Here is a 19,492-nt window from a genome sequence, read left to right as displayed (position 1 = left end):
CTGATGTATATTTATATTTAGAATTAAATCAATAGGGTGTTATTCGTCGACAATAATGACATTAACCCCAAGTTCAGCTAGTTTTTCACGATACTGTTTTGGGATCCGACTATCAGTAATAAGATGATGAATTTGCTTTGTTTCACAAATTAAACAAAAGCTTTTACGGCCAAATTTACTGCCATCCGTTACTACAATAATCTGCTGTGCTACATCACACATAATACGATTAAGATGGGCCTCACCAGGATGAGGCGTTGTGATGCCAGCTTCAAGATCAAAACCATCAACCCCAAGAAACAAGGTATTGAAACGATATTGAGCAAGTTGTTGTTCTGCCACAGAACCATAAATTGAATAGGAGTTTTTACGCGTATTACCGCCTAGAACGATCACATCAATTTGCTCAAAATTGGCTAATTGGTAAGCGATGTTAAGTGCGTTAGTCATAACCACCAAGGCGTGATGATTACGTAAAAAAGGCACCATTTCAGCAGTTGTAGAGCCTGAGTCGATAATTAGCGAATCGCCATCTTGCACAAACTCAGCCGCTTTTGCTGCGATTAATATTTTTAGTGCTCTATCTATTTGACCTTTTATTTGAAAAGGTCTGTCAAAAGCAAATTTATTATTTGCCATTGCACCACCATACGAGCGTAAGGCACAGCCTTTTTTTTCTAAATAACGTAGATCATTACGAATGGTCACCAGGGAGACATTAAAACGCTGGCTAAGAGTTGTCACTTTTACACTACCATCATGGTATAACATGTCGATAATAGTTTCTCGGCGTTTTATTGTATCAGTACTCATTTTAACTCCTGTTACGTTATTAAATCGTGGTGGTAAACAATAGCAACTAAAGTTAATTACACAAACAACGCATTAGTAATTACAACAAAAGCAAGTAAACGAAACTGTGATCATGATTAAAGTTCATTTTTATAGCATATTGGCCTTATATTACTTTCGATTTATGACATATCGAAAGTAATAATATTGTGATGATTTTTTTATTAATGAAATTTAAGCCAGATAATATGGCATTTGATAAAAAACCAGGCACAATTAAAACGAAAGATATTTTATTTAATCACAGTATCATCGCTTATACAGTCGGGCTAGTGATAGCGATCACAAAATAAAAAATACTTAGTCTATGAACAAAGTAGATATTTACACTTTCAGTGAAAAGAAAATAAAAGGATTATTTGAAATATTATCAAAATACCATATTTGTTATTTTATTGATCATAATTAATAGCATTAACGATTAAATTAAATTGATTGGTAGATTATTATAATTGTTAAAAAACAAGTTGGCTTAATATTAAAGTTTATCTGTTATCGGTGTAAAAATAATATCAATTTTTTTAATTAATTTTTTTTATATAATTACAGATAATAATACTAAATAGATAACAAGATTTTTATTTTTGTGAAAAAATAAAATATTAATCTTATTTGATGTGTTTGATGGCATATTATTTTAGTTTTAAAAAAATCAAATAGCTGCCATAAGTATGTAAGGTCTTTTATTTTTTTATCAACATTAGTGGCCTATTTTTTACTATAGTTAGAATTAACGATTGTTCATTGCAGGCTATTTTTATCTAATGAGCAAGATCAAATCGCTGGCAAAATTTCCCTAACGGTGAGTAGAGGGAAATACGGCTGTTGAACAATAAGCTGCTGAGTACATTAAGGACATTGAACATTTTATCTGCATCATTTATCACAGTCGGATAAGTAACCTTAAGGTATAGCGCCGCTACATGGCTCATAAAGATATTTTTTCAATAGATTAAATTGAAAAACGGTCAACTGCTGAGACAAGCATCCTAATGAAGAGTTTATAAAAAGGATAAAGATTATGACACGAGGAATTGCAAATAAAGTTATTGTCGTGGTCGGAGCAAGTAGTGGAATAGGTGAAGAGTTGGCTCGCCATTTAGTTAAAGAGGGCGCCAAGCTGGTTTTAGGGGCGCGTCGTCTAGATCGCTTGCAATCATTAGCCGAAGAATTAAATCTTGATAAAGAAGCTGTTGTCACAACTGATGTGACGAAACCTGAACAAGTGCAGGCATTAGTTGATAGAGCAATTGCTTTGTATAACCGAATTGATGCGATAGTTAATAATGCCGGTATTATGCCGCAATCACTATTAGAAGATTGTCATATAGATGAATGGAATGAGATGATTGATATTAATTTAAAAGGGGTGCTTTATGGCATAGCAGCGGCGCTACCCTATATGAAAAAACAGATGAGTGGCCATATTATTAATACCTCGTCAGTCGCAGGACATAAGGTAAAGCCAGGCAGTGCAGTTTATTCCGCTAGCAAAGCGGCGGTGCGGGTGGTCTCAGAAGGTTTGCGTCAAGAAATGATACCGTATCATATTAGAACAACCGTGATTTCGCCCGGGGCAATCACGAGTGAATTACTTGATAGTATTATAGATCCTGATATTGCTGCCAGAATGCGATCTTTTTATAACGATTATGCCATTCCGGCAGATTCCTATGCTAGAGCGGTGATTTTTGCTATAAAACAACCAGAAAATGTTGATATTAATGAAATTTTATTTCGTCCAACCCGGCAAGAATTTTAATAATAATTTCAATAGACCTAAGTTAGATAGGTCTATTTATTTTATTAATTACGAATAAATAAGTTTGTTAGTAAACTAGCATTACTAATCTATTTATCAGAAAGCATAACCGAGTTGGATGGATGTTTTGGTACTAATCCGCTTTGGTGCCGAGAGTGGAGGATTGTCATTCCAGTTAATATTGTAAATCAAATTAAGTGATAGGCGTTCACTCATGGCAACTTGCAAAGCAGTTTCTGAAATAGCGGAAGAGTCATCAGTGAGTCGGGTAAAAAATGATATACCTTGTTTAAATTTAGTATTGTCACTAATTTTCCACTCATAGCTTGCACCAATGTAACCTAATCCTGTTATTTCATGGCCACCATTAGTAAAATGTTCATATCTAACACTTGGACCAGCTTCAACTTTCAGTGAATGAATGGGGTCATCGAAGATTTGTCGACCATAACCGACAGCAAATACGTCTTTAGAATCAAAGCCATTATATCTATCCGTTAACCAGCTAGCCTGAGTGAATAGATAATCAAATTTAGTTAAATTGTATCGTGCCCTGGCACCTAACTGATAGGTTTCCGATGATCTTTTATCATTGGAGGAGTTATTGGTGGCATTTCCCCAAAAACTATAAGCTAAGTTTGAAGAATAAAGCGTTAGTGCCGTTTTTGCTGTTAGATTTGAGTTCTTGGAGTTTCCTGTTTGTACTTGATAACCACCTGATATTGACATTTCAATATCTTTTTTTGCCGTTGCAGGATCATCCATAACGGTAAATAGGCTATCATTACCTATCGCAAGCGGACTAATAAAAAATGTCATCCATAAAACTTTTTTATCAAAGGTGATCATGCGTTCTCCTATTATGCCTTGCATGTTATCTAAATTAAACGAACAAAGTAGTTTAATAATTTTCCAATATAGATAAAATTATGCTTTTATGCCAGCAATGTTTAATTGTTGCCATTTATTTAAACTAACTGACTAGATAGTGAAATATATTTCAATCAATATTTTACTTGATTAATTTTAACTGAAAATGATAATTTAACCTATTAATATCTATAATAAAAAATTAATTCACTATTTAGTAATCGTCTATTTTGAATTATTAAAAAACAAACAAAATATAGGAATTTTCTTATAACAAATTTACTATAAGCCTGATTGCTTTTTATCATTGTCAGGTGTGAAAAATGAATTTTTACAGCAGAATAATATTATTTAATTTTTTATCTATTGGTATAAATTAATATAATACTTATTTTCCTAGTAAGGCTTGCTTTATTGCATTGAGTTGACTCTCAATAGTGGCATTTAACATACCGACTTCGGTTTCTAAAATACAATCTTTCTCTTCTAATCTCGGATCTTCAACAATATCGATATACTCAATTTCTGGTTGTATTTTATGTAGTTCGCTTAATTTAGTTTGCAAAAAATTAACTTGCTTAGGTGAAATGCGTAAGATAACTTTTTTATGTTGATGTACTAACGCAAGATTTTGGCTGATATTTTTATATAAAAGTGCATCAGGTTCATAATTAGCAATAATTTTGCGCATCGCTTCTATCGTAATGTTAACTAATTGGCTTTCTACTTGTTGATAAAAAATTTGGCAATTTATTAAAGTTTGATGAATGATTTCTGCTTGTTGTTGGGTTGATTGTGCCAAGCCTTCTTGCCAGCCTGCGGTATAACGAACTTCATAAATACTATCCGCATCATTTTCAATTTTTCTAGCATGTTGTTTAGCAATATCAATAAATTCTTGGCCATTAAGGTAGGATTGATAATCGGCTTTTTTTAAAATTTTTATTTCATCATTAATTTCAATCTGACCATCTATTTGAGTAAATGGTAGCATTGTAAATTGACTTCTTTGGTTATCTTTTGACATAGTATCTCTGCAACGGGTTTATACTTATCGGATAGGGTAATATTTTTCTCTATCTTTTTTTTGGGTAACCGTAGTTTTAGGCGTTTAATTAAATCGACATTATTTTGGTTGATCGTTTCTAACCAAAAATTAAGTCCAACTTGACGAAAATAGTCTATATGCATCTCAAGGGGTAATTTTTGTTGCCAACCTTCTGGCCAATTACCAATAATAAAATTCGCATTGGCTAAACAAAAGCGATATTTCTCTTTACCGATCTCATTAATAATAAGACCAATTTGTTTACTATTAATGCAATGAGAAAGCGATTTGATATGTAACATTATACCTAATAAAGCTAAAATTTGATTAAATTCATATTCGGGGAAAAGGGCAATATTTTCACTTTTCTCAATTTTTATAATATTGTTAGTTAATTTATAATGTTTAAAAATAATTTTATTTATATTTTTTGAGTGGCGCCAATGAGGTAGATATTGCAGCGTTTTTTGCCAAAGATTAGGGAAATTTTCAATATTAATGTAAAGTGCAGGGCAATATTGTAATTGGAAAAGTGTCAGCATATTTTATTACGATTTCCTTTTATTAAGCAAATATTGCAGTAAATTAGTGCTAATAAGTAAAAAAATGAGTAAACTGACAAGAATAATAAATTTATTATAAGAATTTTCATTAACCTCAATACCTAGAAAATGTTTATCTTGACTAAATGTATTGCTGGGTAATATCTCATTGCCGGGTATCAGTGCCACGCTAATTCTATCATAATCTAAACCAGCAATACTGTTATTAATTAATCGCTTTATTTGTGGAGTATAATTGTCCAATTGAGCATTGGGTGCATATTTTATAAATACAGAAGCTGAAGAGTGGCTTTTTTTGTCATTGCTATCTGGCAACACCACGTGAACCCTGGCATTAAGGACACCATCTATTTGTGAATATTGTTTTTGCCAGCGCCTGCTCTTTGACAAAATTAAGTCGAGCTTGTTCTTCAACGGGAGAAGAAATTAAACTTTCTTTTGGAAAAACGTCTTTTAACGAAGAAAAAACTTCTCTCGGATAACCATGTTGCTTCAAGATTTCAGTTGCCTGAGCGATGTCTGATTCATCAACCAACAATTTGATCGTATTATCTTTATCAGCTTCTTTATGAATAGCAATTCCCTCATTTCTGAGTAATGCATACATCTCATTAGCCTCTTTTTGTGCTAGGCCAGTATAGAGATCCGTTTTACAGCCAGTTAGCAGCAGGAATAATAACAACGTTAAGTTAATCGGCGTTTTCTTCATATTACTATTGTGCCTTTAATAAAGTTTCCATACTTTGCGTGACCTTACCAGCTGTTTTAGCAATCAATTCTTCCTGTAGGGTAATTCTCATCAGCGACCATTGTACTTGCATTAATTTTTGCGGTGATAACTCTTCATTATTGATATTTTGCTGGAATTCGCTTTTTGCTTGACTCATATTTCGGCGTACCGTTTCTATTTGGTCGATAAAACTGTCACCATGCGTTGTTGAGCTCGATGTGGTTACGAATTGATTATTGGTTGGATTACCATTTTCTATCGATTGATTAATTTCATCTAAATTAAATTTTATGTTGTTATTGAGCTGTTTAATATCCATTATTCATCCTTGTCAATTTGATGTGTGTGTTGACTTAAATTTCTTATTAATCCATTAAATAAAATTTTTTGTTTTTTAATCGCGATATTATCTGTTGTAGCCATAATCTGGTTATTATCTGTTGGTTGCTGTGTTATTTCAAAATTGTAATGATAAAAATCGTTATTTATATTCATGTTAATTATTCTGTGTAATTTCTATTAATGATGTGGTTAAATTAATTAAATCAGCATGTTCATTTTTATTAATAGTGAGTTTAGTAAAAAAATCACTTTCTTGTTTTGCTAACCCTAACTGATGGGCAGATAAAATAAAAAAAGGCATTAAATTTAGTTGCTGATGGTGTTGTGCCAGCTCTAAAATAGTTTGATATTGCTCCTGGCGCAGAAAAATAAGTATTTTTATCAGTAATGCTGATTCCAGATATTTTTTATCTAATTGTTTTAGCCAGCAATAAATATCATTAGCTTCTGTTAAATACGCTTTTTCTACGGCGATAATTGCCAGTTCAATTAATAGTTTTTCTATTTGCATGGCCATCATTAGATTTTTTGTAAAATACTCTGGATCATATCGCGCATTGAGCGGGTAATCGTTGAATTCATATTAAAAATGGCTGACCATTTATTAATTTTATGCTGTAGTTCAGCCACTAAGGCTGGGTTGTCCGGGGAAGTATTGAGCGCGTCAATAGCGGTTTTGACATCTTCAGATGTTGTATCTGCAACGCCTTTTAGTTTATCTGCAACATCATCTAGTTTTATGCCTTTATTATGATCAAAAATAGCGGCCATATTAACTCCGTTTAATCTTTTCTAAAACAGTGATCCCTGCCCAAATGGCTGTTTGCTGCTGGGCGACTTGCTGATGCTCATTAGGTAATAGTGGTTTATTAAGCTTTTTACGACAATTATTTAATTGGTCATAAAGATAATGTTGAATTTTAATATATTCAGTGTTATCGCTGACTATTTTTTCCAGCTCTGTCAACATCGTTTATTCCTTTAGCGTAATGATAATTTCCTGACTATTTTTTTTAAGGATAATTTTATTATCTTCGATTGCGGTAATTGTTTCTCCTGTGGGTAGGATTGAATTTATCGAATATTTCATATTATTTCTTAGAATAAGATAAGGTGAACGTCCCAGTGAAATACCTTTAATATCCAATCTGCTCTCTTTTTTTTTAATATGATTATCGGCTTTGATTAATTTAAGTTTATACCTTTGTTTAAATTCAATATTAAATGTTTGCTGTAATTCAATAAATTGTTGTCGCTGTTTTTCATTTAAATAACCATATAATTCAATAATATTATTCTCTTTTTCATTATAAATAAGAACATTTATCAATTCGTATTGCTCTAGTAATTCGACTAATTTTTTTAGGTGATCGTCGTTTATTTTGACATGATTGTTAATTCCTTTTAAGCCGACAACATCCCGTTTGAAAATCGTTGCTAAGTTACTCCAGGATTTATTATTAATAAAACGTACTTCACCAAATAGATCGATCCAACCGACTTTTTCGCTGTTGTTCACTTCAATGTGATTATAACCCATCGTATGTAGAATATATTTTACGCTTTGCTTAATTTCTTCAATCGAATAAATATTCAATTGATGATTTAAGTTGTTATTATCCAGGTAACGCTTTATCAGCAAACGTTGCTGGTTATTTTGTACATAACCACCGACAATAAAGAGTTGCTTATCTTGCTCAATGCGCATGGTAATATATTTGTATTCTTCTTTATTTAGGTAATTTTGTAGTTTATGTTGTTCCTGAATATAATCAATCTCAGCCGGGCCGGCTAAAAACAGTAGATACAAACTGACGAATAATATCGAAAAAATAGCAATAACAATAAAAATAACTCTTTTTTTGTGTGTATGCTGTTGTTGACTATTAATCAGCTTAATATGATTATCAGTTAACTCATCTGGATTAGCAGGCAGTTGCTGTTTGACCGTGCTATAGCTCCAAATTAGCATACCTGCATCTTGTCGGTTACAAGGAAGCAGCATTTCACCCTGATTTATCGCCTGGCCATTTTGTTGTGGTGTTTCTTCACAAGACCAGTCGATAACTCGAATGCCTTCTTCTTCAATTTCCAGTATTAAATGAACGGCTTCAATACCTGCATCAATCAGAATTAAATCGGCTTGTACAGGATCTGAGCCAATAATAAAGCGCCCATTAGCCAGTTCTGTCTCAACGCCCTTATTTAAGCCACTGTAAAAGCGTATTTTCCAATTCATTGGTATGCCTTATAAATACATTCTATTTGATCTTCACTGCAAGAGAGATCAATAACTCGCCAGCCTGGCTGATCAGCTTTATTGCAACTGGCAATAATCGCCTCTTTATTAGCTTGTTTAAACATGCTTTGAATGCGTTTAGCTTGAGCAAGGGATTGGCATTGGGCGTCGCTTAAAATTTTGCTTAATGGTAGGTTCTGATTGGAAATTTCATCAATATTTAATAATCGCTTGGGTAATATTCTTTGATTACCGACCGATAAGTATTTGGCTAAACCTTTATCAATTATTTTTGGCTCGACAATGAAAATCCTGACCACTCGGCGGGTTTGGTTGCTTTGACTACGAAATAGTGCGCCTAATAACGGAATATCACCGAGTAAAGGCACTTTTCTGCTAGTTTTAATCACTTCGTCACGGAATATACCGCCAATAACGAGGCTTTGACCCTGTTCAACTCGAGCAACCGTATCGATAATGGTTCTATTGATGGTCGGAATGCCATCGACCCCTGAGCTATTGGGTTTTTGATTGCCATCTTCAATATGTAAAACCAGATGAATTTCAGGTTTATCACCGATTTGAATTACCCTTGGTGTCATCTGTAGTAGTGTGCCATAAGTAATGCCTTTTAATTCGGCAACCCGTTCTCCATTGACTTTGATATAGTAGGTTTCATTGTGATCGATGATGGCTTGAGTATTTTCTTGGGTAAGTAAAGTGGGTTTAGAGACAACTTGAGCAATACCCTGACTTTGCAATAAACTGACTTTAGCCACTAAATAATTTAACCCTTGTTTATCCAGCAGGCTACCGAGTACCGGCGAGGCGGCTTGAGTTAAAGTGGAGGCAATATTTATTTGATGATGTTGTCCAGCCTTGAGTCCGACACCCCAATCAATGCCTAATTCCGAGAGATTATCGGCATTCACATCAATAATTGATAGCGCAACTTCAATTCTGGCAGTTGGTTTGTCGAGCGAATGGATCAGGCGTTGATACATTGGCATTCTTTCAGGCAGATCGCGCACAATAATGGCATTAATAGACGGCTCTGGTTGGATCATAGCCTTATGACCATTGGGTTTTTGTGATATTATTTTGTCATCATTGATTTGGCTAATTTCCGCCGCACTGACCATATTCGCTAAGATGGTAGCCAGGCCAGGTACTTGAATTTGTTCGTCACGATATTTGATGATCCGATCAACAGCAGAAGCATATTTTAAACTGAAAACTTGAATCGCTAAGGGTAGACCCTGTTCTTGTTGCATTGTCGCTTGTTGTTCTAGCGCTGATACAGTTTGCATAACTAATTCAATGTAGCGAGGTGGGCCAGAAACATAAACTAATTGATGATGCGGATCAGGCTTCCAACTAAATTTTTTATCCCATATGCCAGAGTCAATTAATGTTTTTCTTAATGTTTTAACGGTAGTATTTTCTAATTTGATCAACTTTGATTGCACTTCACTGTTTTTAAAAACATAAAGTACACTACCATCATAATACCAAGTAAGATTATAAAGATTAGTCAGTTGTTGCAGGAACGCTTTTGGTGTCTCTTGAGCAAAGTGGCCACTCACTTGTTCGTTTACTTTGTGACTAACAATGACGGCGCTATCATAATTAGCGCCGAAATTAACCAGAATGTCCGTTAAACTTTCATCTTTAGCAATATAACTATAGGGGATAGGTAGCCAATCTAGATCTTGTGCATAGCTATTAATAGCGAAAAAAAGGAAAAAAAAAGAAATGGTCCGCCCATTCCATGATAACGATGATCGGGGCACATAAATTGTCTACTCTATTTACCTTTGTTATTGATCTGAACACCAGTAAAAACTGTCGTTCTCCAAGCATAGATGACGAACATACAACCAATCATGTATCAGTGCTGAAACATCTTTCCCTTTGGCCAGTTGAGTTAGTAATAGCCATAGATCACGGATATTTTCAGGTACTTCCATAAATGTCGTCAGATTGATCTGTTGACTCATTTGTTCAATGCCAACGAACCAATTTGGCCACATCTGCGTTGCTGTTTGTTCTATTTGGTGAATTTTATGCTGATAATCTCGCTCTTGATCTAAAGATAAACGCTTTTTTTGCTCAATTTCTTGTTGAATTGATGATTTATTGACTAATTCAGTGTGGGTTATTGTCCAAAATTCAGACTGGGCTTTCAGTTGATTAATATGCACTTGTAGCTGTATTAATTCATTTTTCAGCATCGGATAAGAGGGCGCTAAGCTAGTTAACCACCATTGATAAACTGGCTCTAATAGCCAGTAACGTAAAAAATGGGGTTCAGTTAAATTAATGGTATCGCCTAAAAGATGATCCCAATTAATGGATTGTTGAGATGCAGTTCGAATAATAAATTTTAATTCTTCACGTTTAAGCGGAATATTGCATTCCACTCGACGTCTGAACCATGTTGAAGCAAAAAACGATTCAAATAGGGCTCGCGGTAGTAAGCGTCTTAGTAGCTCAATTTGATGTGCATGAATGGGTTCAGCATGCTTATAATGAGTAATGACCTCATTTCCTAATAAATGATTACGATTCAAGTTATTTGGATTTATTATAGTAATCTTTCTATTAGACAATACAGGGTTAGAATGCAAGCGATTGTTAATAGATCCCATCGTTATTTACCTTATTGTCCGTTATTTAATATTGCATAATATCGCTTTATCTTAATTAAACATTTTTTTTTCAGATTGTAATACTAGCCAATAATTTTTAATTATTCGTCATGATCACCTCGGGCACGACTCGGTGTAAAGCCAAATCTTTTACGATAACTTTGGGTAAAATAGGACTGGCTGGAGAAACCGGCTTCCATTGAGATATCTACAATACTCAGATCGGTATTTATCAATAATTGGTGGGCATACATAATGCGTCTTTCACTGATCCATGCACGTGGAGAGGTGTTATAAATGGTACTGAATAACTCTTTAAAAGTCGTTAATCCCATACCAAATTCTTTGGCAAATTCATTAAGTTTCCATTCTTTTAAGTAATTATTTTCCATAAAAGATTGTAAACGCTCAGCTTGTCGATTGCTGAGTTGGCGAAATACTGATAACAGACTTGCACCTTGTTGACCATGAGCAAGCAATAATAGTAATTCTTTAATGCGTAAATCAATTAAGGCGTAAATCAATTAAGGCGCTATGGCAATCATAACTTAATAGTGTTTTTAATCCCTTAATACTTTCTTCCAATAAGGATGAATGGCTAAAGGCAATTAAACTAGCGGTATTATTTTCATCCCGCTTTATTTCACTTAATAAAGTGCCAAATAGACCCATAAAATTTCTTAAGAAATCGTCATACAAAGGTATCCAAAGAAGTGTGCAGGCTTTTTCTTCGGTTTTTACTGTATAACTCCCTTGTCTAATGAAGATAATTTCATTACTCAATACTTGATAAGTGTTGGAGGGATCTTGCCAGCTAACTTTCCCATCTAACACAATATAAAGCCCCTTGTTCCGGTGTTCTATAATATTATAATTAGGCATATTCCACACTATTGTGCTCACAAAGCCTTCATCAAAACTGATATTGTCTTTCATATCATATAATATTCCGATTTTTTATATTACTGTAAAATATCTTAGTATAGGTACCACCGATAATAGTGGTCCTAGACACAAGAATAATGCCATATTAAATTAGTCAATTATTTATAGGGTTTAAGTAATATTTAAATATCTCACTATGTTTGTGAGTTATAAATAATTATATATTTTATTTTTCTAATTGTCAGAATATATTTCCAAATATTAAAAAATATGTCCTTATTCACTTAATTGATTGGATGCTATGTTATCATTCGTTTTTTCCGTTTTTAATGATCGATAATTACACGAGCCAGGTTAATGAAAATACTATTATTGTTTATTTTTTGTTAATATTGATCTTTTTTTATTAAAAATTTGATCGATTTTAACATGTAAAATTAGACTAAAATTGCATTTTTAGGCTAAAAAATTTTTAAAAAAGGGTTTTAACGGCAATAAATAGTTGTTTTTGCTTATGATTTAATCAATTGATAAGTTTTTTTTATAATTTGACTGGTTTATCCAGTTGCTGATTAATAAGTTAAGTTAAATTTATGTTAATAAAGTATGTTTTTTTGGTAAAAAATAAGATTTAAATTTTATTTTTACTCGTATTAGGTGTTAGCTTCATAATAGTAAAAAAATTAACGATAAGAATTTCTAACAGGTAAATAATCACCTACTTGATGATATTAACGATAATCATTTGTTTGTTTGATTGATTTGGATTAACCAATGTAGCACTTCAGCCATGGTCTCAATGGTATTTTCTGGAATATATTGATCAATAATACCTTCAGCATATAAGCTGCGGGCTAATGGAATTCGTTGAATAATAGGAATATTTTCTTGGATAGCAATTCTTTTTACTAATTGTGCTAAGGCATCTGTTTGTTTTAAGGTGACGATAGGTAAAGGGGTTTCATGTTTAATATAACGTATACCAATTGCAATATGAGTTGGATTAGTAATAATGACTGAAGACTGTTTAACTTGTTTGCGGATGTTATTAACAAGTAGTTCTTTATGTAATTGTTTTCTTCTCCCTTTAATTTCTGGATTGCCATCCATTTCTTTATATTCTTTTTTTATTTCTTCTTTACTCATTTTTAACTGTTTAATATAAAAATGATATTCGAGACAATAGTCTAATATCGAAATGATAATTAATCCTAATATACAAATAATAGTCAGTTGAGTAAGTAATTGTCCAATAAATATTGGAATACATTTTAATCCACATTTTGGCAAGTGGAAAAAAAAATTAATATTTCCTTTAATAACAAACCAGACAATAAAACCAATAAAAATAACTTTTAATAATGATTTAAAAAATTCAAGTAAAATTTTAAGTGAAAATATTTTTTTTGCACCGGCAATTGGATTAATATGTTTAATATCAGGTTTTAGCGATGATGGGCTAAGTAAAAAACCAAACTGAGCAAGATGAGATAATACGATAATAAGTATTGTTATGATGATAATTGGTAATAAAATATTAATCGTAATATGCCAGATATGGGGCACAATCCTCGCTTTTGCCGTTTGAAAATCCAGCAAACTACTGTCTTGTAGATAAGCAAACAGTGATAAAAAATGTTCAATAAAGAAAGAGGATAAACTTAATAGCAGTGATAACAAAATAACAATGATACAACTGGAAACAATTTCTTTACTTTTAAGTATTTGTCCTTTTTTGCGTGCATCTTTTATTTTTTTTGCTGTTGGGGTTTCGGTTTTTTCGCCACTCATTAGTTAGCTCATAATTAGAAGTAATGTTTTAAAACTTTTATTTATTTGATTTTGTATTCTTTCTGCATTAAAAATTAATACACTAAAATAACTGACTAACAATAAACTCGAAATGGCCCCCTTCAAGGGCATGGATAAGATAAAAACATTTAGTGAAGGGGCAAAACGGCTAATGAGTGCTAATCCCCATTCAACAATAAACATCGCAATCACTAAAGGTGCTGCTAATAGCAGAAAGTTATCTAACATCAATTTAAATTGCTGAACGAAAAATACGCATAATTGCTGATTAAAACCCGGTAAAAAGTGATAGATAGGCCAAATGGAAAAACTGTGATAGAGAGTTTGTATTAGTAATAGAAAATTGCCACTAATAAAGAACAGCGTGGTAAAAGCTTGACTAAAAAATAATCCCATTGGTGAGGTTTGTTCATCAAACAAAGGGTTAACAATAGAAGCCATTGTGGTACCGCGTTGATTATCGATCATAAAACCGATAGATTGCATCATCCAAAAAGGTATTGCGGCAATAAAGCCGAAAAAAAAGCCCAATAATATTTCTTTAATAATGAGTAAAATATATTCATTGCCACTGATATTGAGGATTAATTGTGCATCAATGGTAGGTATTAAAAAAAATAATAAAGAAAATAGGATACCATTTCTCAATAGGGTTCCGCCTAATAATTTTTTACTCAAAATAGGTAATGTGGTGAAACATCCCAATAACCGAGGAATAAACAGCGAATATGTTAATAAGTAGTGTTGTAACTCTTGAAAAAGCATTATAAGTTTATAATCCGTTGAAAGATCAGCTCAGTAAAACGATAAATTTCATTTCCCAACCAATCGGCAATCATCAGCAAAGTGACAATGACACTGGTTAGTTTAAATAAAAAACCTAATGTTTGTTCCTGGATCTGGGTTAAAGCTTGAATTAATGAGACTAAAGTGCCGACAATAGCAGCAACCACAATAGGCGGCATGGAGAGCATAAAAACTAACCATAATGACTGTTCTGATAAATAAATAAAATCTAGGCTATTCATCTTAATGTTACCCAGCATAACTTAATACTAACCCGTGACTCAGACGGCTCCAGCCATCAAACATAACGAAAAGAAGTAATTTGAAGGGTAAGGAAATTGTCATCGGTGAAACCATCATCATTCCCATTGCTAATAGAATATTTGACACAATTAAATCGATAGCAATAAAGGGTAGATAGAGTAAAAAACCAATTTCAAAGGCCCGAGTCAGCTCACTAATAGTAAAAGCAGGTAATAAGATAAATAAACTATCTGATGACACGCTATTGGCATATTTGGCGGGCCAATATTTAGCAATATTTTCGTTAAAAAATTCTTTTTCTCTGGGGTTAATATGTTTGGTCAGGAAAGATTTATAAGGTTTAGTACCTTCCTCAAAAAAATATTCGAGAGAAGCGTTTGCCGATAAAGAGATCGGATTTTCGTTAAGAAAATCTTTGGTTGCGAGTGCGACAGGTGCCATAACATAAAGTGTAAGGATGATGGATAAACCATAAATCGCCATATTAGGGGGTATTTGTTGCACACCTAGTGCATTGCGTAGCAATGAAAAAACCATCGCCATTTTGACAAACGAAGTGGCCATGACAGCAATAAACGGAATTAATGCTAATAAAATTAAACCAATAATCAGCGATAATTCATCAGGTAGTTGGTTCATGAGGAGAGTTCCCCATTTTCATCGCTTAGATTTGTTAACGGGCTTAACTCTTCGCTCTGTGTAAATAAGGGTTCGGTTTTTTTAGCAAATAATTCGACGACTTTGATACCTAATCTTCCTTGAATTTCGACCAACTGTCCTGTGCCTAGCGGTTGTTGATTGGCGATGATTCTGACGTCGCCATTAACGGGCACTGCAAGATCAATCAATGATCCCTCGCTAAGATGAGTGAGAGCTTGTAATTCAATATATTGTCTCCCCACTTCAAAACGAATAGGAATTTGTATTTCTTCTAAGTTAGTTAGTGACTGATTAGCTAAATTATCGGTTTCAGAATACATATTAATAAGTTCCAATTGGTGAGAAGACAAAGAAACCCATGCCCAGGGTAAATGTTCAATATAAGCCAGTTGTTGATGTTTTTTTACGTAATGAGGTTGTAACAGGATATCGCCTATTTCCAACGTGTTAAGGGTATTTATCGTTAGGTAAATGGGAACCATGCATATTGATAAACTGACTACCAGCGGATATTTTTCTGCCCATCGCCGTTTAGGTAATAAGCGCTGAATAGCTTCGATTTGCGGAAACCAGAGTGAAAGCGCTTTACCTGCCATATTGAAATGGCCTTTAATGCCTAATTTAGCTTCGGTGATATGCAGTGACTCAATATTCAGCCACTGTAAGGAGGGAAAAAATTTTCCATGTTCTTTTAATAAACTCAGTTGTAACTCGAGCGGTAGGTAACTGAAATCGGCGCTGTCTAATGCTTCAGATAACCAGTAAACTAAGCTAGATTGATGGCAGTAAGCGATAATCGTGGTATTTTTTAATAGTATTGTTAGCTTTAGATTATAGTTAGCATCTGCTTGTTCCAGTGTTAATGTTAATAATTGTTCAGCAAATTTAAAATGATGACGATATTGCATAAAACATTTTCTAAGCTGAAACTCTTGTTCATTGATAATAGGCAATGTGGGTGTCTGCATTAAATCATCTCTTCTTCAATGTCATCGGATGATTGTGGCTGATCTTTTGAACGCTCTTTTGACTGTTGATCATTTAAAATGACGAGTTGGATATGTTGATCAGGATGAATGCGTTGTAACTTGTCAATGAGATCTTGTCGATGGTCAAGTAATATCTTTTGTCCCATTGTCTGAGCGACAAATTCGATCATAATATTTTGTTGTTCTTGTTGAATTTTAATTTGTAGATGTCCAATCTGAGGTAAGTTTAATTGGATAATTGGTGGCTGATAGTTTTTGTTGACATCGACATTGATTACCGCATTGAGTTTGTTAAAGAGGGTATTAAGTAACGAAGCTGGGGCTTTTTCATTATCGACGGTGGCCAACATTTTTTCTGTTGTCGTTGCCGCCGATAAGACGGCGGGTAAACTGGGTGGTTCAATCCTATTTTCCTGCCGTTTGCCTTTATCTTGCGCTTTATTAGCTGAATGCGGTTTTTTTTCTGGCGGGAAAAGCGCCGCCATTGGATCAATGATTTTATTTGGATCAGCGACCGATGATATTTTTTTTGTGCTAAGTGGTTGTTGTTTGTTGGCTGGATAAGTCAGCACTATTTGCTCACCTGTTGGCAAGTTTACGATAGGTTTTGCTAAATCAGCCGATGTTATTGGTTGATTGGTTGATTGGTTATTGGATTGGCAGATAACGTATTCGCTGATAGTGGTGCTTTTAGCGGCTTATTTCGCCCCGCTTTATCCGTTGGCGGATTAGCCAAATGTGTTATTGGCTGCTTCTGTTTGCTAGAAGATGGCGGTAATTTGTCATTATTGTCGATTTTAGTTGCCGTTGTATGGGCAATAATGGTGTAGGGTGGATTGTCATAGGCTTGATCGCAATTGTCCGCTATTTCCTCAGTAGCGATAGATAATCTGTGGCGTGCTTTATCTTCTGCCTTTGCGGTTGATTTTTTTTTAATTCCCTGGCTGAACGGGTGAGCGTCCTCTGAGGAATGCTCAACTAATAAATAACTCACTGCGGAGAGGTTTTTATCCGCTTCTAAAGGGGAGACAGGCGTCGCTGAACCGGCTAATTTGAGCGCTGATTCAAATCTCTTTTTTAAAACAGGATCACTTTCTAATGGTAATTTGGTCGTTGATGGTAGCGGCAAAGACTGCGGTTGTCGATCATGTAATATATGACTGACCTGCTGTTTTTTCATATTATTTCCCTATAGATAACCTAACAAACTCTTCCTGCTCTTGTTCTTCTCGTTGTTCGTTTAATTGCTCAACCGCACATTTTTCTTGTTGTGTTAGTTGAGTAAATTTTTCTGTTTGCTGTATACAAAAATTGAGCTTTTTTCTTGATTCTATAAGTTGATTTTCTAATTGATTAACTTTATCGGTATGTATTGCCATATCTTTAATTAAATTGTCTTTTTGCCATTGAAAGTATTGCAGTTGTGCCAGCCAGTGATGCCATTGGGCGGCAGAAATAGCCTTTTGCTGATGCGCTTGAAAAAATTTTTCTTCCCGCTCTTTATGGTTGTGGTACAGCATATGTAATTGTTGCTTAGTTATTTTTAATTGTTGTTGTTGTTCAGTCAGTTGTTTTTTATCCTGTAAAACCTGTTTTTCTGCTTTTTGCTTTCTTAAATGTTTAATTTTTAATAAATGGGAAAATATCATTGATTGATTGCATCTAATTGGCTAAGGGTTTGTTCATAGCGACTTTTTTCATCAGTAGATTGACAAAGCCAGCTTTGAATTTGTGGATAACGTTTGATCGCTTCATCGGCCAATTGATCATTACCTGGCTGATATTCACCAATTTGTAGCAATAATTCTATTTCTTCGTATTTGGCTAACCATTTTCTTAGCTGTTGTGCTTGTTGTTGATGTTTTCGACTAATAACCCGATCCATCACGCGACTGACTGAGCGTAAAACATCAATAGCAGGATAGTGGCTGGCAGCGGCCAATTTTCGTGACAGAATAATATGCCCATCTAAAATTGAACGGGTTTCATCGGCAATCGGTTCAGTCATATCATCACCTTCAACCAACACCGTATAAAGGGCCGTGATCGAGCCTTTATCAGACTGGCCGGCACGCTCCATTAAGCGTGGTAGTTCAGCAAAAACGGAAGGTGGAAAACCTCGTCGGGTTGGAGGTTCACCGGCAGCGAGTCCGATTTCTCGTTGCGCTCTGGCAAAACGAGTCACTGAATCCATCAACAACAATACGCGCATATTTTGGTCACGAAAATATTCGGCGATACTGGTCGCGACAAAACCAGCTTTGGCGCGTTCAATGGCTGGGCGATCAGAGGTTGCTACAATTAAAACGCTGCGCTTTAATCCTTCTTCACCCAAATCCTCCTCAATAAATTCGCGCACTTCGCGCCCGCGCTCACCAATCAATGCCAGGACTATTACATCCACATCGGCACTACGAATGAGAGAGGCGAACAGGGTACTTTTGCCACCGCCGGCAGCGGCAAAAATGCCCATTCTTTGCCCTTCTGCGCAGGTTAATAAACCATCAATCGCCCTGATACCCAGGGAAAGTGGTTTTTCGATTAATTTTCGTTGCATGGGGGCGGGAGCATCACGGTAGATAGGATACCATTGTTCAGGTTCAATATAATTTTCGGCCGTAAAGGGATTACCTAATCCATCAAGTACTTTGCCTAATAGATGGCGGCCAACGCCAACTAAGTGACTAGTTCCTGTTGGGCATACTTCCGTATAAATAGATAATCCGCGCGTATCGCCAAACGGAGTAAGGATAGCTTGTTGTTGTTTAAAACCGATAATCTCTGCATCTAACGATTCACCGGTATCACTATTGTATAATTTACATAGCTCACCCACTTTAACACCAGGCAATTGAGCAGTGATCAAGGTACCTGTAACTTCTGTTACACGCCCTCTAAGCAGTACTGGCCGGCATGTTCTCAGTGCCGCTAGCATTTTTTCTGGAATAGAATAAAGATTAAGCTTGCTTTGCATTGTTTACCTCAATGCAAAACATATCGGAACAACAGCAATAAATGTTTAGTTTTTGGCGCGTTTTT

At 34.5% G+C, this 19,492-nt stretch carries 24 protein-coding genes and 1 pseudogene; 1 reads left to right on the top strand and 24 read right to left on the bottom strand.

The genetic code is table 11. The features are described 5' to 3' along the window. Nucleotides 1-39 precede the first annotated feature (39 nt). The gene (gene agaR / locus ArsFIN_RS14535; protein ID WP_026822290.1) at nt 40-813 is read right to left on the bottom strand and encodes a transcriptional repressor AgaR; all 774 of its coding nucleotides are present in this window, start codon (nt 811-813) and stop codon (nt 40-42) included. 1,060 nt (nt 814-1,873) lie between these two features. Here agaR and ArsFIN_RS14530 point away from each other — a divergent pair. Further along, nucleotides 1,874-2,614 (top strand): SDR family oxidoreductase, encoded by a 741-nt coding sequence (locus ArsFIN_RS14530; RefSeq protein WP_026822291.1) that lies wholly within the window; start codon nt 1,874-1,876, stop codon nt 2,612-2,614. A gap of 96 nt (nt 2,615-2,710) precedes the next feature. On the opposite strand, the gene ArsFIN_RS14525 is transcribed toward ArsFIN_RS14530, so the two are convergent. The 23 genes and pseudogenes from ArsFIN_RS14525 to sctN form a co-directional block, all read right to left on the bottom strand. Beyond that, complete coding sequence (locus tag ArsFIN_RS14525) at nt 2,711-3,463, bottom strand: DUF481 domain-containing protein (RefSeq protein ID WP_026822292.1); 753 nt, start codon at nt 3,461-3,463, stop codon at nt 2,711-2,713. A gap of 409 nt (nt 3,464-3,872) precedes the next feature. Next, nucleotides 3,873-4,511, bottom strand: a complete 639-nt coding sequence (locus ArsFIN_RS14520) for an HrpE/YscL family type III secretion apparatus protein (protein ID WP_081700627.1) — start codon at nt 4,509-4,511, stop codon at nt 3,873-3,875. After that, nucleotides 4,457-5,074 (bottom strand): SctK family type III secretion system sorting platform protein, encoded by a 618-nt coding sequence (locus ArsFIN_RS14515; RefSeq protein ID WP_026822294.1) that lies wholly within the window; start codon nt 5,072-5,074, stop codon nt 4,457-4,459. Before ArsFIN_RS14515 ends, ArsFIN_RS14520 begins: the two co-directional genes overlap by 55 nt. Nucleotides 5,075-5,080: 6 nt before the next feature. Then, complete coding sequence (locus tag ArsFIN_RS28265; protein ID WP_276324659.1) at nt 5,081-5,413, bottom strand: hypothetical protein; 333 nt, start codon at nt 5,411-5,413, stop codon at nt 5,081-5,083. A 16-nt stretch (nt 5,414-5,429) separates the two neighbouring features. After that, a complete protein-coding gene (locus ArsFIN_RS28260) occupies nt 5,430-5,804 on the bottom strand; it encodes a hypothetical protein (RefSeq protein ID WP_276324660.1) in 375 nt (124 codons plus the stop codon). 4 nt (nt 5,805-5,808) lie between these two features. After that, nucleotides 5,809-6,144, bottom strand: coding sequence for a type III secretion system inner rod subunit SctI (gene sctI, locus ArsFIN_RS14505; RefSeq protein WP_026822295.1), 336 nt, complete (start codon nt 6,142-6,144; stop codon nt 5,809-5,811). After that, the gene (locus tag ArsFIN_RS26470; protein WP_167876700.1) at nt 6,144-6,320 is read right to left on the bottom strand and encodes a hypothetical protein; all 177 of its coding nucleotides are present in this window, start codon (nt 6,318-6,320) and stop codon (nt 6,144-6,146) included. The genes sctI and ArsFIN_RS26470 overlap by 1 nt, the downstream gene beginning before the upstream one ends. 1 nt (nt 6,321) lies before the next feature. Continuing rightward, nucleotides 6,322-6,687 (bottom strand): YscG family type III secretion protein, encoded by a 366-nt coding sequence (locus tag ArsFIN_RS14500; protein WP_026822296.1) that lies wholly within the window; start codon nt 6,685-6,687, stop codon nt 6,322-6,324. Beyond that, entirely contained in the window at nt 6,687-6,938 is a 252-nt protein-coding gene (sctF, locus tag ArsFIN_RS14495; protein ID WP_034249376.1) for a type III secretion system needle filament subunit SctF, read from the bottom strand. Before sctF ends, ArsFIN_RS14500 begins: the two co-directional genes overlap by 1 nt. A gap of 1 nt (nt 6,939) precedes the next feature. Continuing rightward, nucleotides 6,940-7,137 (bottom strand): EscE/YscE/SsaE family type III secretion system needle protein co-chaperone, encoded by a 198-nt coding sequence (locus ArsFIN_RS14490; RefSeq protein WP_026822298.1) that lies wholly within the window; start codon nt 7,135-7,137, stop codon nt 6,940-6,942. 3 nt (nt 7,138-7,140) lie between these two features. Continuing rightward, on the bottom strand, nt 7,141-8,406 hold the full coding sequence (gene sctD, locus ArsFIN_RS14485) for a type III secretion system inner membrane ring subunit SctD (protein WP_026822299.1): 1,266 nt from the start codon (nt 8,404-8,406) through the stop codon (nt 7,141-7,143). Next, nucleotides 8,403-10,199, bottom strand: coding sequence for a type III secretion system outer membrane ring subunit SctC (gene sctC / locus ArsFIN_RS14480; protein WP_034249377.1), 1,797 nt, complete (start codon nt 10,197-10,199; stop codon nt 8,403-8,405). The genes sctD and sctC overlap by 4 nt, the downstream gene beginning before the upstream one ends. 27 nt (nt 10,200-10,226) lie before the next feature. Continuing rightward, nucleotides 10,227-10,979 carry a T3SS regulon anti-activator ExsD domain-containing protein gene (locus ArsFIN_RS14475; RefSeq protein ID WP_167876699.1) on the bottom strand — a complete coding sequence of 251 codons (753 nt, stop codon included), beginning with the start codon at nt 10,977-10,979 and terminating at the stop codon, nt 10,227-10,229. Between the two features lie 179 nt (nt 10,980-11,158). After that, nucleotides 11,159-11,993: pseudogene (locus tag ArsFIN_RS28590) on the bottom strand (helix-turn-helix transcriptional regulator). Between the two features lie 690 nt (nt 11,994-12,683). After that, nucleotides 12,684-13,733, bottom strand: a complete 1,050-nt coding sequence (gene sctU, locus ArsFIN_RS14465) for a type III secretion system export apparatus subunit SctU (RefSeq protein ID WP_026822302.1) — start codon at nt 13,731-13,733, stop codon at nt 12,684-12,686. A 3-nt stretch (nt 13,734-13,736) separates the two neighbouring features. Continuing rightward, the gene (gene sctT / locus ArsFIN_RS14460; protein ID WP_051296960.1) at nt 13,737-14,519 is read right to left on the bottom strand and encodes a type III secretion system export apparatus subunit SctT; all 783 of its coding nucleotides are present in this window, start codon (nt 14,517-14,519) and stop codon (nt 13,737-13,739) included. Continuing rightward, nucleotides 14,519-14,782, bottom strand: coding sequence for a type III secretion system export apparatus subunit SctS (gene sctS / locus ArsFIN_RS14455; protein WP_026822303.1), 264 nt, complete (start codon nt 14,780-14,782; stop codon nt 14,519-14,521). Before sctS ends, sctT begins: the two co-directional genes overlap by 1 nt. A gap of 7 nt (nt 14,783-14,789) precedes the next feature. Beyond that, the gene (gene sctR, locus ArsFIN_RS14450) at nt 14,790-15,443 is read right to left on the bottom strand and encodes a type III secretion system export apparatus subunit SctR (RefSeq protein WP_026822304.1); all 654 of its coding nucleotides are present in this window, start codon (nt 15,441-15,443) and stop codon (nt 14,790-14,792) included. Continuing rightward, on the bottom strand, nt 15,440-16,432 hold the full coding sequence (locus ArsFIN_RS14445) for a FliM/FliN family flagellar motor switch protein (protein WP_026822305.1): 993 nt from the start codon (nt 16,430-16,432) through the stop codon (nt 15,440-15,442). Before ArsFIN_RS14445 ends, sctR begins: the two co-directional genes overlap by 4 nt. Beyond that, complete coding sequence (locus tag ArsFIN_RS14440; RefSeq protein ID WP_026822306.1) at nt 16,432-17,025, bottom strand: hypothetical protein; 594 nt, start codon at nt 17,023-17,025, stop codon at nt 16,432-16,434. The genes ArsFIN_RS14445 and ArsFIN_RS14440 overlap by 1 nt, the downstream gene beginning before the upstream one ends. A gap of 53 nt (nt 17,026-17,078) precedes the next feature. Beyond that, a complete protein-coding gene (locus tag ArsFIN_RS14435; RefSeq protein ID WP_026822307.1) occupies nt 17,079-17,633 on the bottom strand; it encodes a hypothetical protein in 555 nt (184 codons plus the stop codon). 1 nt (nt 17,634) lies between these two features. After that, nucleotides 17,635-18,102 (bottom strand): type III secretion system stalk subunit SctO, encoded by a 468-nt coding sequence (gene sctO / locus ArsFIN_RS14430; protein ID WP_051296961.1) that lies wholly within the window; start codon nt 18,100-18,102, stop codon nt 17,635-17,637. Further along, nucleotides 18,099-19,427, bottom strand: a complete 1,329-nt coding sequence (gene sctN / locus ArsFIN_RS14425; RefSeq protein WP_026822308.1) for a type III secretion system ATPase SctN — start codon at nt 19,425-19,427, stop codon at nt 18,099-18,101. The genes sctO and sctN overlap by 4 nt, the downstream gene beginning before the upstream one ends. Nucleotides 19,428-19,492: the final 65 nt, after the last annotated feature.

The sequence above is a fragment of the Arsenophonus nasoniae genome (genome assembly GCF_004768525.1).
Classification (GTDB): Bacteria; Pseudomonadota; Gammaproteobacteria; order Enterobacterales; family Enterobacteriaceae; genus Arsenophonus; species Arsenophonus nasoniae.
The sequence above is the reverse complement of the archived record's forward strand: the minus strand, read 5'-3'. Positions and strand labels throughout refer to the sequence as shown.